Origin of the sequence: Janthinobacterium sp. ROICE36, assembly GCF_002869965.1 — a bacterium.
Lineage (GTDB): Bacteria > Pseudomonadota > Gammaproteobacteria > Burkholderiales > Burkholderiaceae_D > Janthinobacterium.
The window spans coordinates 18,221-29,861 of sequence record NZ_PEBS01000020.1 but is presented as its reverse complement, the minus strand read 5'-3'; the positions used below and the strand labels follow the sequence as shown (position 1 = coordinate 29,861).

The following is an 11,641-nucleotide window of genomic DNA, read 5'->3' as shown; positions in this document are numbered from 1 at the left end:
CTTGGCGCCCATCTTGCCCATCGTCCACGTGTTTGCCTGCAGCGGGCGCTTCGCCAGTTGGGAAGCGCTGCAGGCTCACCTGGCGCCCACCTACACGGACGATGGCGATGCGACGCCGTCGCCATTCTTCCTGGAAACGGGTCTCACGCACTACGAGCCAGCGTGTGTGGAAAGCGCGCTGCTGGCATCGCCCGCGCCGCTGGCGCAGTTGCTCGATGGCGTCTCGTATGGCGACAGCTGGCTGGCGCAGGCTTGCGCGGACGCGCCGGGCTTGCTGGCTGACACGAGCGTGTGCGTGTTTGCGCCGAATCGACTGGCGCACCCGCAGCGCAGTTCGCTGCACCACGTGGGCAGCTATGTTTACGGTGATGGCTGAGCGCCATCTTTGCGTTCTTCGTGCAATAGCTTGTTGACGCTGGCCAGCAGGCTGGTGCCCGAGGTGGTGATGAAGCGGGCGCCCGCCGCCTGGGCTTGCGTGCCGTAGCTGGCGACCGTATCCTTGTTGCAATACACCACGATGGGCAGCTCCGGCTGCACTTGCCTTAGCTCGCGTACCGTGCGCACGCCCGCATCCTTGATCCTGCGGCCGTTTTCCACCCTGGCCATGTCGGTGATCAACAGCGCATAGTGCTTCTGTTGCAGCATGGCCAGCGCTTGCCTGGTCGACACGGCCTGGTCGACCTTGATGTTTTCCCGTTCCAGTTGTTCCACCAGCAAGGTATTGTTGCGCGGATGGTCGTCCAGCCACAGCACCAGGCTGGATGGCTTTTGCGCCGTCGGCACGCCGGCCAGGGCCGTGACGGCGCCGCCGCCATCGGGCGGGTGGGCCAGCAGCAGCTGCGTGATGGCTTCCTGCATGTCGTCGAGCGACTTTTGCTGCAAACGGCTCAGTTCCGTCACGTCGATTTCCTTGCCGCTTTCCAGGCGCACGGACTCGTTTTTGACGAGGCTGTCGGCGCGCTTGAGCATGATGGACAGGTATATGCGCGTGAGCAAATAGCCGATCAGGAAACCATGCACGGAAAAGAACAGCATGATGCCGCCCACCACTGCCATGGCCGTGGGCGTGTCCGTGGCCAGGCTGGGCGCGATGAAGGCGGTCATGCTGCGCGCGCTGCCGGGCAGGCTTTTGAGCTCGATCAAACCCACGCCGACGATGATTTTCGTCAGCCAGTCCGACACTTCCACCAGATTTGAATTGATTTCCATGGGCGTGGGCGTGCCCAAAAACAGGGTATTGCTGGCGTTGCCGGCCGTCGCCTCGGCGTTTGCTGCGGGCGGTTCGTCTGCGGGGTGGCCCTTGCCATTGGCCCGCTCGTCTGGCGGCGCGGCGTTGACGGTGCCCGAAGGCAGGCTGCGTGGTATGCCGAACAAAAAGCCCAGCAGCATGCCGCTGACGCAAAAGCCCAGGCTCCACAAGAGTGCCGGCACGGCGTGGTAATACGGCGGCAGCAGGGCGCCCGCCAACACGGCCAACAGCCCCGCCAGCAAGATGTACAGTAGGATATACGGCAGCACGTCACGCTTGCGCGCGGCCGGCGTGGCGGTTTTGCTCGCCTTGTCGGCGCTGTCGCTCAGGTCCACGGTCGCTCCTTGAAAAATGCTGAATCCAGGTAGCCGGCCTGCCGCGTATATATCCCGTAATAGCCTATATTGACATTATAAAAAGGGGAGACGCGATGCGATTGAGAAAACGCAAACTGCTGGCAGCTTGTGCACTGGTATTGTTGGGCATGGGGCGCCAGGTGGCGGCGCAAGCGCCAGCCGCCGCCAGCGTCGCCGACGCAGCGCGTAACGTGCGCGTGACGGGCCACTACGACAACGCCGTCGGCACCTCGGACGCGGCCAGCCAGGGCGTCATCACGACGGACTTGATCGTCAACCGGCCTGCCCTGCGCACGGGCGAATTGCTGGAATTCGTGCCGGGGCTGATCGTCACCCAGCACAGCGGCGACGGCAAGGCCAACCAGTATTTTTTGCGCGGCTTTAACCTTGACCACGGCACGGATTTCGCCACGTATGTCGACGGCATGCCCGTCAACATGCGCACGCACGCGCATGGACAGGGTTATTCCGACCTCAATTTCCTCATTCCCGAGCTGGTGCAGCGCATCGATTACAAGAAGGGGCCGTATTTCGCCAGCGAAGGCGATTTCGCCTCGGCCGGCGCGGCGCGCATCCGCCTGGCCGATAAATTGCCGCAAGGCCAGGCCAGCGTGTCCCTTGGCCAGCACGGCTATCTGCGCGGCGTCGTGGCCGATTCGGTCGTTGCGGGGCCAGGCACCTTGCTGTACGGCCTGGAAGTGAATCGCAACAACGGTCCCTGGGACGTGCCGGAAAACGTCCGTAAATACAGCGGCGTGCTGCGCTACAGCCAGGGCACGGCAGACAATGGCTACAGCGTGACGGCCATGGCCTACAAGAACAGCTGGAACGCCACCGACCAGGTGCCGCTGCGCGCCGTGGAATCGGGCCTGATCGGCCGTTTCGGCTCGCTGGCGCCCAGCGACGGCGGCGACACCTCGCGCTACAGCCTGTCGTACGTCCTGCGCCAGCGCACGCAGAACCGCTTGTTCGAACTGGACGCTTACCTGATCCGCTCGCAGCTGGAACTGAACAGCGATTTCACCTACTTCCTCGCCAAGCCGGCCACCGGCGACCAGTTCCAGCAAAGCGAGCGGCGCACGGTGGCGGGCGTGAACGCCAGCGAAAGCTGGAACACGCAGCTGTTCGGTCTTCCCCTGCGCAACAAGCTCGGCGTGCAGGGACGTGTCGACCGTTTGTCGCCCGTGGGCCTGTACAGCACGGCGGAGCGGGTGCGGCAGGACACGCTGCGCGAAGACCGGGTGCGCGAGGCCAGCATCGGCCTGTATGGCGACAACACGGTGCAATGGCTGCCCTGGCTGCGTTCCGTGGCGGGCGTGCGCTATGACGCCTACCGTTTCAAGGTCGACAGCAGCGTGGAAGGCAACAGCGGCGCGGCGAGCGACCATGTGGTGTCGCCCAAGCTGTCCTTGATCCTTGGCCCGTGGAGCCGGACGGAAGTCTTCGTGAACTATGGAAAAGGTTTTCATAGCAACGATGCGCGGGGCACGACGCAGACGCGTTTGCCCGATGGCACGCCATCGACGCCCGTCACGCCCCTGGTGCCGACCAAAGGCATGGAACTGGGCGCGCGCACGGAATGGCTGCCGGGTCTGCAGAGCTCGCTGGCCCTGTGGCGCCTCGATCTCGCCTCGGAACTGCTGTTTGTCGGCGACGCAGGCGAAACTGAGCCTAGCCGCGCCAGCCGCCGCCACGGCATCGAGTGGAACAATCACTATATTGCCGCGCCATGGCTGCTGTTCGACCTGGACCTGGCCGCCTCGCGCTCGCGCTACGCGGAACATGATCCGGCCGGTAACTTCATTCCCGGATCCATTGACAAGGTGGCTTCGTTCGGCGTGACGGTGACGGACCAGGGGCCGTGGTCGGGCGCCTTCCAGCTGCGCTATTTCGGTCCCCGTCCCTTGATCGAGGACAATAGCGTGCGCTCCGCTTCCACCACCCTGGCGTATGCGCGCCTCGCGTATCAGCTCAACAGCAAGACGCGCATCGCGCTCGACGTGTTCAACCTGTTCGATAAACGCGCCAGCGACATCGATTATTACTATGCCTCGCGTTTGCCCGGCGAGGCGGCGGACGGGGTGAACGACCGCCATTTTCATCCGGTGGAACCGCGTTCCGCGCGCCTGAGCTTGTCGTATGCGTTCTGAAAACGGTATTATGTATCGGACAATGGCGTGTGGCTGGCCGACGCCTTGCCGTTGGCGCTTATCGATTTTCCCCGACTAATTAATGACTTGGCGCCCTGACCTTGGCTTTCCCCTGGCGCTTGCGTCGCCAGATCAGCACGCCCGTTACGCTCAGGCCCGCCACCAGCATGCCCATGGCGCAGATGAAAAGTTTAAAAGGCCAGCCCCACATCGAGGCCATGTGCAGGGCGCTGATCCAGCTGCGGATGGTGTCGCCGCTGGCTGCGCCCATGGGCAGCCAGGTGGCCAGCTGCCGGCCACTGGCTGCGTCGAAGAAGACGGTGGTAAGGCCTTTGTGGGCGCGCACGTCGCGGCTGCTGCGCACCATGTAGCGGTACACGCCCAGCGCGCGTTCATACGCCAGAGCGTTTTCTTCAAGGATGGCAAACGCGTGCTGGCGCGCCAGCTGCGCCATCAACAGGCGGCCCTGCGCGCGCGGCCGGCCAGTCCAGGTGCGGCGCGGGTGTGGGAGCATGCCGCGCCACCACTTCTTCGGCCCCCTGGTGCGCAAACAGGGGATGCATGACGGCCGCATACGCACCGTACAGGTTGAAGGCGACGCCGCTCCAGGCAAACACCAGCAGCATGGCCCACAGCCACAGGCCGCCCGCGCGGTGCAGGTCGAACACCAGTTTATAACTGCCACTGTGGCGGCGCAGCAGCCAGGACGGGCGCCAGCGCAGCAGCCACGGTTTCGCGCCCGGTGCGCGTTTTTTCAGGCGCGCGGGGAAGGTCAGGGCGGCGCCGATGAAGCAGTCGACCGTCCACACGATGGCGATCAGGCCGAATACCAGCAAGCCCGTGTCGCCCAGCGCCAGCGCGTAATGCAGGCGCTCGATGAAGGGCAGCAGGTTGATGGCGCCCTGGCTGATGGCACCCCAACGACGCTGGCCCAGTATCGCGCCCGTGTAGGGATCGACGAACACTTCATCGCTGGCCAGCGGTGATTCGTCGCCCGGGCGCAGGTAAAACACCATGCTGTGGCCTGGCGGCGCCGACAGCGGCGCGTAGCTCAGTTGCGCCTGGGGAAAGCGCGCGGCGATCCTTTCGCGCAGCAGCAGGGCGTCGAGCGGCACGGCGTCAGGCGCAGGTGGCGCCACGCGGAAGACGGCGGGCAGCATGGCCGCCTCCAGTGCATCCTTCCACGCGAGCAGGCTGCCGGTGACGCCGGCCACGATAAGAAAACCGGCCATCAGCAGGCCGGTGTAGCGGTGCAGCGCCGCCAATGCAGGCCGCATGTGCAGCGATGGCATCAGAAACGATACATGGTGCTGACGTTGGCCGTGCGTTCGGCGTTGTGGTAGCACAGGCCTGGCAGGTAGCCGCAGTCATACAGGGTCTGCTTGTTGAGCACATTGTTGACGTTGAGGGCAAACTGCCACGGTCCGCGCGACACGCCCAGTGCCGCATCCCACTGCGTGATGCCGCCATTGCGGATATTCAGGTTGTCGCCGTCGGAATTGGAACGCATGGCGCCCAGGAAGCGCATGCCCAGCGCTGCATACGCGGGCAGCGCCGTGTCCAGGTTGAACGATTGACGGGCCCAGGCCGAGGCGCTGTGGCGCGGTGCCCCCGACCGCTGCAGGCCCAGGTCGCCGTTATTGCTCTTCCTGACCTCCGTATCGAGATAGGTATATTGCGCGATCAGGCTCAGGCGGCTGGCGAACTCCGTGCGCGCTTCCAGTTCCACGCCGCGCGAGCCCACCTGGCCCGTTTGCTGCAGGCGGCCTGGGTTGCCGATGTCGGAGGTGGTGACGTTGTCGCGCACCAGGTCAAACACGGCTGCCGTGTAGCTGGCGCGCTGGCCCACGGGTTCGTAGCGCACGCCCGCTTCGAACTGCTTGCCGCGCGATGGATTCAAGGCGTCGCCGTTGGCCGTGATGCCCAGTTCGGGCGAAAACGAGGTGGCATAGCTGACATACGGCGCCCAGCCGCCATCGAACAGGTAGACGGCGCCCACGCGGCCGGTGGTGGCCGAAGGCGATTGGTGATAGTCGGGCTTCACGCTGCCGCTATGGAGGTCGGTGACGTCGCGCGATTGCGTGGCCTTGTCGCGGCGCAGGCCTGCCGTTACCACCCAGCGGTCCCATTTCAATTGATCCTGCGCATACAGGCCCAGCTGGCGTGACGGCGCGTCGGCGCGCGTCGGCGCCTTGGCCGCAATCAGGGGCTGCTTGCCATACACGGGCTGGTACAGGTCGAGTGGCTCGATGAAGCCCCGCTGGTGGCGGTATTCGTCCGTGTTGCGGATAGTCGCGTAATCGACGCCCAGCAGCACATGGTGCGCCAGGCCGCCCGTGGCGAAGTGCGCCTGCAGCTGCGTATCGGCGAACAGACTTTTCGATGCCGTATCGACGGGCATGAAGTAGCGCTCCACCGTGCCATCGTCATTCAGGTCCAGGGGGAACATGTCCGTGCGGTCGTTCTTCAAACGTGTGTAGCGCAGGTTCTGGCGCAGCGACCAGGTGTCGCTGAACTGGTGCTCGAATTCGTAGCCCAGCATGGTATTGCGGCGCTTGAAACGGTTGTCGTCGCCCATCAGGTTGACATTCGGCGCGACCTAGCCGCGCGGGCCCGGCTGCAGCAGCTGGTTGGGGAACGCGTACTGCTGGTTGTCCTGCTCGTGACGGGCCAGCAAAGTCAGACGCGTGGTCGGCCCCGCCTGCCAGGTGAGCGAGGGCGCGAAGTACAGGCGGTTGTCGCGGTCGCGCTCCAGCCGCGTATGTGCCTCGCGGCCCAGCATGACGACGCGCCAGGTCCAGGCGCCTGGTGCGTCGAGCGTGCCGCCCACGTCGGCTTTCAGCTGCCGGCGCTGGTAGCTGCCGTACTCGACGCCCACTTCGCGCACGGCGTCCGCGCTGGGGCGCTTGCTGACCGCGTTGACCATGCCGCCCGGCGGAATCTGCCCGTACAGCACGGAGGCGGGGCCGCGCAGCACTTCCACGCGCTCCAGGCCATATGGCTCGATGGAGGCGCCAAAGGTGCGGCCCGAATTGCGCAAGCCATCCTGCAAGATGCCGTTCGTTTCGATGGTGAAGCCGCGCAGCAGCGAGGAATCGTCGCTGCCCAGCGGGCGCTGGTTCGGCGTCACGCCGGCCGTGTAGCGCAGGGTTTCGTCGAGCGATTCGGCATTGCGGTCGCTGATTTCATCGGCCGTGACCACCGACACGGATTGCGGGTTTTCATTCAGGGCCGTGTCGGTCTTGGTGGCCGAGGCGCCGCGCCGCGCCACATAGCCGCGCACGGGGCCCGTGGCCGTTTCGCGTTCGCTGCTGGCATTGATGGTGATGGCGGGCAGGGTGGCGCTGGCCTGCGCCTGTGCCGCCTGTGCGCCTGCCGGTGCCGTCTCGGCACGCAGCGCATACGCGCCGTTGGCGCCCGCCACCGCGCGCACGCCGTGGCCGCGCAGCAGTTCCTCGAAGCCCTGGCGCACGGTGTAGCTGCCCGCCAGTCCGCCGCTGCGCCTGCCTTGCAACAGGGTTGCGTCGGCCGACAGTTCCACGCCGGCCGCGCTGGCGAACGTGGTCAAGGCCCGCTCCAGCGAGCCGGCGGGGATCGCGTAGGGGCGCTTGGCTGGCGTAGTGTCGACCGTCTGGGCGTGGGCGGCTGGCGCCGTGATGGCCAGGGCACTCACTGCGGCGCCGGTCAGGAACAGGGCCTGCATGGCGGCGGCGAGGGGAAAGGGACGCAGCTTGCGCGCGGTTGTGGTCAGGCGAGGGGGCATGGTGCAAATCCTTGGAAAGTGGCAGGAAAAAATCAGTTCTTCCCGTATTCCGAACGAAAAGCCAAAACCCTCAACGTCTTTTCACTTATTTTGCATGTATTTTTCAGGAGCCCTGGCGCGGCCCCAGGCTGACCCAGTAGCGCGTGCGGTAGCTTAGTTGCACGGGCAAGCTCAGGGCCAGGTTGGCCAGCGAGCGGTCCGTGTCGCGCAGGGAAAATACGCCCGTCACGCGCAGGCCGGCGATGGACTCGTCGCAGCGCAGCACGCCATGGCGGTAGCGCCCCAACTCGGCCAGCAGTTCTTCCAGGGGCATGCGTTCGGCCACCAGGCTGCCATGTGCCCAGGCAGCGGCGCTGTCTTCCACCTTGCCGATGTCCTGCACGGCATGGCGCGTGTAGCCGGCGCGCTGGCCCGCCTGCAGGTGCACGGGCGCGGCGCTGTCTTGCGACGGCTGCAGTGCCACGGCGCCCTGGAACACGGCCACCGTGCTGGCGCCATCGTCGAGGCGCACGGAAAAGCGCGTGCCCAGGGCCGTTGCCGTGCCTTGCGGCGTTGCCACCAGCAGCGGGCGGTAGATAGCAGCCGCTTCGTGGGCGCTGCTGACGAGGATGGCACCCGCGCGCAGCACGATGCGCCGTTCGCCGGCGCTGTAACGCACGTCGATGGCGCTGGCCGTGTCCAGCACCACTTGCGTGCCGTCGGCCAGCAGCGTGGTGCGCGTCTCGCCCACGGCCGTGCGATAGTCGCTGGCGGCGCGCTGCCACACACCTGTTTCGTGTCCCAGTAGCGCCGTGCCGCCGCCCGCCGCTATCAGGCCCAGCAACTGCAAGGCGCGCCGGCGGCCGGCGACATGCCGGGCAAGGGCGGGCGCGGGCGCCAGCGCACCGCGCGCCACCTCGCGTGGTAAGGCTTCAAATTGCCGGGCGAAGCGTTGCAGCCGGGCCCAGGCCCGTTCATGCTCAGGATGGGCGGCGCGCCAGGCGGCGCAGGCGTCGGCATCGGCCGCACTGGCGTCTTCCGCCCACAGCCGCGCCATCCACTCGGCGGCGCGCTGCAGCACGGCGGGGGCGATGGGCTGGCTGTCTGACTGGGGGCTCATGCGCATTGCGCCATGCAGCAGGCCAGCAGCGCGCGGGCGATGTATTTTTCCACCGACGAGATGGACACGCCCAGGCGCGCGGCGATGTCGGCGTAGCCCATGCCTTCCAGTTTGCATAGCAAAAAGGCGTCGCGCACTTTAGTGGGCAGGCTGGCCAGGATGGCGTCGATTTCCAGCAGCGCCTCGACGATCAGCGCGCGCATTTCCGGCGTTGGGAGCAGCACTTCCGGCTGCGCGGCGATGGCGTCCGCGTAGGCCGCCTCGATATGCCTGCGGCGAAACAGGTCCACCACCAGGCCATTGGCGATCTGTGCCAGGTGCTGGCGCGATTCCATGGGAGCGGGCGCGCGGCCCCGCGCGAGGATGCGCAGATACGTGTCGTGCGCCAGGTCGGCCGCGTCGAAGGCGTTGCCCAGCTTGCGGCGCAGCCAGCCCTGCAGCCAGCCATGGTGGTCGCTATAGAGCACTTCGATTTGCCGATGCAGTTCCAGTTCGGGGCGTAGCATGCAACCTTTCCATGCCATGGTCCGCGGGACAGAGTGGCCTTGATGCGATTGAGAATTGTTCGTATTGTAGCCCGATTGCCTGAACTTGTGGCCCGGCAGTAGCGGGCCAGCAACGCTATCCGGCTGAAATCAGCTTGATATCGGCCACTCTCTCCACCAGCCACACGGTCGCCACCACGGCAATCGCCAGCGAACCCACGGTCAGCACCTGCCGGTACAGCCAGGTCTTGCGCAGCAGCCAGGCAACGGGCAAGAAGGCGGCGACGATGGCCAGCTGGCCAATTTCCACACCGACGTTAAAGCCCAGCAGGCTGGCCAGCAAGGAAGCTTGCGGCAAGCCCAGGTCGCGCAGCACGCTGGCGAAGCCGAAACCGTGGATCAGGCCGAAGGCAAAGGCGGCCACGGGGCGCTTGCCGCGGAATAGCGGCAGCAGGTTGTTCAGCGCGACCAGGATCACGGATGCGGCGATCGCCGATTCCACCCAGCGCGAGGGCAGGGACACCACGGACAGGCTGGCCAGGCTCAGGGTGAGGGAATGCGCCAGGGTAAACGCCGTGACGACTTTCAGCACGTCGACAAACGCCGCCTTCAAGCCGTGCTGCTGCTCGCGCAAGCCGGGCAGCAGCACGGCCGGCAGCAGCAGGGACAGCAGAAATAAAATATGGTCGTAGCCGATCCAGATATGCCAGATGCCGTGTTTCACGTAGGCGCCGAACTGCGCCAGGCGCTCGGGCGCGGCCAGTGAAATCGTCTGGCGCGGGCTGTCCGGGTCGAAGATGGCCGTTTGCGTGACGCCGTCGCGATTGATCTTGAGCAGCCCCTTGTGCTGCGGGTCGAGGTCGGCGAACAGGGTGTAGCCGATGCTCAAACTGGCAGGCGCAGCGCCGCCGGGACAGTCGGCGCGAAAGCGCAGCACGTTGTAAGCGCCGTCCGTGTGGCTGTCGATCAGCTGTTCGACGGCCTTCAATGGGCACACGCCCTGGTCGCTGGCCACCTGCAGGCGCTGCAGCGCGTAGGCGGCAATGGCCTCGTGGCGCGCGCGGATGTCATCCCAGGTCAGCTCGCCGTCGCCATTGCCGTCGAGGCCGATGGCGAAATCGAGGTCGCGCAGGGCGATATCCCATTGGCCCTCGACCTGCTGGCCGTGGATAGCCAGGCTTAAATAGCTGTCGCTGGGCTTGTGCGCCTGCGCGGGGGCCAGCCACGCGCACAGCAGCAGGATGAACAGGCATCGCTTTACAGTACACATCACAGCGCACCTGCTTTCTTTGCAGTACTCAGTTTCTGCCCATCCTGCGGCCCCAGCTGCCTGACGAGCCGCTGCAGGGCCACGTCTTCCACGCCGTTGGCCGCGATCCAGGCCAGCACTGGCTGGGCTGCGCCATCGTTGCGCGCGGCCAGGGCCGCTTCGAGCAAGATGCGCATGTCGGGCACTTCCTTCTGGATGGCCCAGTTCTGCTGCGCCAGTTGCAGGGCGGCGGGGATATCTTGCTGCAGGAACAGGGCGAAACGCGCTTGCTCGCGCTGGTGCACGCTGTCGCCGCGCTGCATGGCGGCGTGGAAACGGGCCGCCAGTTCCGCTTTTGCCGCCAGGAATGCCGTCTGCTGGCCCGGCAGCGCCTGCAGGGCCAGCGCATGGCGCAGCAGCAGGGCGTCGATGCGCTGCTGGTCTTTCAGCAATGTGACGACGTCCTGCGGGCGCTGCCGGTCGAGCAGGAAATCCCCGTAGGCACCCAGCAGATAGCTGTCGCGCGGCTGCTGCGCCAGCGCTGTTTTGTAGCGCGCCTCGGCCAGCGCCAATTCGCCGCGCCGCGTGGCCATTTCCGCCAGCAGGGTCAGGGCCCAGCTTTCCAGCTCGGGCGCCGCGCCGCTGCTACGCTGCAGGGTCAGGTCCAGCAAACGCTCGCTGCTGGCGGCGCGGCCCGTGACGCTGGCCACATTCGCAAGGCAAGTGACGGTGACGAGCTGCGTTGTCAAGGCCGACAGGCGGGCGCAGGCGGCCGTTGCTTTTGTGTAGTCGCCCTGCACGGTCAGCACGGTGGCGCGCGTCAGCCAGGCCTGGCCATTTTGCGGCTGTTGCGCGATGACGGCATCGAGGTCTTGCAGGGCGGCGCCGAAATGGTGGGTGCTTTGCAAAATGGTGGCGCGCAGCAGGCGCACGAGGACGGGCGGCGCCGCTTGCCGCCACCAGGGCGCCAGCGCCGCCTGTGCATAGCCCAGGTAGCGCGGGTCCGTTTCGCTACGCGCCAGGGCAATATAGCGCTGCGCCAGGCCGGTGGCCAGGGCCAGGTCGTCCGGCGTGGCGTTGAGTTGCTGGCGCAGGCCACGCAGGGCCAGCTGCGTGGCATCGGCGCGGCGCGGCAGCTGTTCGATGACGGTGCTGCCGTCTTTCGGCGTGTAGGGCGCGGCCGATGCCAGCAAGGGCAGGCAGGCGCACAGCAGGGAAATCGGTGTTTTCATCGTGGAGGCCCATCAACAGTCATTGATACGGGCGCCGGAGAGCTGACTCCCAGGCGCC

Annotated in this window: 11 protein-coding genes; 2 read left to right on the top strand and 9 right to left on the bottom strand. The window is 66.2% G+C overall.

Going from position 1 to position 11,641, the window contains the following annotated elements; translation table 11 throughout:
• Nucleotide 1 precedes the first annotated feature (1 nt).
• Nucleotides 2-376 (top strand): immunity 22 family protein, encoded by a 375-nt coding sequence (locus tag CSZ94_RS10720; protein WP_102121482.1) that lies wholly within the window; start codon nucleotides 2-4, stop codon nucleotides 374-376.
• Here CSZ94_RS10720 and CSZ94_RS10715 read toward each other — a convergent pair.
• Nucleotides 361-1,584: a response regulator gene (locus tag CSZ94_RS10715; RefSeq protein ID WP_102121481.1), complete on the bottom strand. Its 1,224-nt coding sequence runs from the start codon at nucleotides 1,582-1,584 to the stop codon at nucleotides 361-363. The genes CSZ94_RS10720 and CSZ94_RS10715 overlap by 16 nt on opposite strands.
• 95 nt (nucleotides 1,585-1,679) lie before the next feature.
• Between CSZ94_RS10715 and CSZ94_RS10710 the strand changes: the two genes are divergently transcribed.
• On the top strand, nucleotides 1,680-3,755 hold the full coding sequence (locus CSZ94_RS10710; RefSeq protein WP_102121480.1) for a TonB-dependent receptor: 2,076 nt from the start codon (nucleotides 1,680-1,682) through the stop codon (nucleotides 3,753-3,755).
• A 79-nt stretch (nucleotides 3,756-3,834) separates the two neighbouring features.
• On the opposite strand, the gene CSZ94_RS28295 is transcribed toward CSZ94_RS10710, so the two are convergent.
• The 8 genes from CSZ94_RS28295 to CSZ94_RS10675 all read right to left on the bottom strand — a co-directional run bounded on the left by CSZ94_RS28295 (nucleotide 3,835) and on the right by CSZ94_RS10675 (nucleotide 11,583).
• The gene (locus CSZ94_RS28295; protein ID WP_258000920.1) at nucleotides 3,835-4,209 is read right to left on the bottom strand and encodes a PepSY-associated TM helix domain-containing protein; all 375 of its coding nucleotides are present in this window, start codon (nucleotides 4,207-4,209) and stop codon (nucleotides 3,835-3,837) included.
• Nucleotides 4,169-5,047, bottom strand: coding sequence for a PepSY-associated TM helix domain-containing protein (locus tag CSZ94_RS10705; protein WP_219725994.1), 879 nt, complete (start codon nucleotides 5,045-5,047; stop codon nucleotides 4,169-4,171). The genes CSZ94_RS28295 and CSZ94_RS10705 overlap by 41 nt, the downstream gene beginning before the upstream one ends.
• The gene (locus tag CSZ94_RS10700; protein WP_102121479.1) at nucleotides 5,047-6,333 is read right to left on the bottom strand and encodes a TonB-dependent siderophore receptor; all 1,287 of its coding nucleotides are present in this window, start codon (nucleotides 6,331-6,333) and stop codon (nucleotides 5,047-5,049) included. Before CSZ94_RS10700 ends, CSZ94_RS10705 begins: the two co-directional genes overlap by 1 nt.
• A gap of 21 nt (nucleotides 6,334-6,354) precedes the next feature.
• The gene (locus CSZ94_RS10695) at nucleotides 6,355-7,518 is read right to left on the bottom strand and encodes a TonB-dependent siderophore receptor (protein ID WP_102121478.1); all 1,164 of its coding nucleotides are present in this window, start codon (nucleotides 7,516-7,518) and stop codon (nucleotides 6,355-6,357) included.
• 103 nt (nucleotides 7,519-7,621) lie between these two features.
• The gene (locus tag CSZ94_RS10690; RefSeq protein WP_219725993.1) at nucleotides 7,622-8,617 is read right to left on the bottom strand and encodes a FecR domain-containing protein; all 996 of its coding nucleotides are present in this window, start codon (nucleotides 8,615-8,617) and stop codon (nucleotides 7,622-7,624) included.
• The gene (locus CSZ94_RS10685; protein ID WP_102121476.1) at nucleotides 8,614-9,123 is read right to left on the bottom strand and encodes a sigma-70 family RNA polymerase sigma factor; all 510 of its coding nucleotides are present in this window, start codon (nucleotides 9,121-9,123) and stop codon (nucleotides 8,614-8,616) included. Before CSZ94_RS10685 ends, CSZ94_RS10690 begins: the two co-directional genes overlap by 4 nt.
• 115 nt (nucleotides 9,124-9,238) lie before the next feature.
• On the bottom strand, nucleotides 9,239-10,372 hold the full coding sequence (locus CSZ94_RS10680) for a HupE/UreJ family protein (protein WP_102121475.1): 1,134 nt from the start codon (nucleotides 10,370-10,372) through the stop codon (nucleotides 9,239-9,241).
• Complete coding sequence (locus CSZ94_RS10675; RefSeq protein ID WP_102121474.1) at nucleotides 10,372-11,583, bottom strand: hypothetical protein; 1,212 nt, start codon at nucleotides 11,581-11,583, stop codon at nucleotides 10,372-10,374. Before CSZ94_RS10675 ends, CSZ94_RS10680 begins: the two co-directional genes overlap by 1 nt.
• Nucleotides 11,584-11,641: the final 58 nt, after the last annotated feature.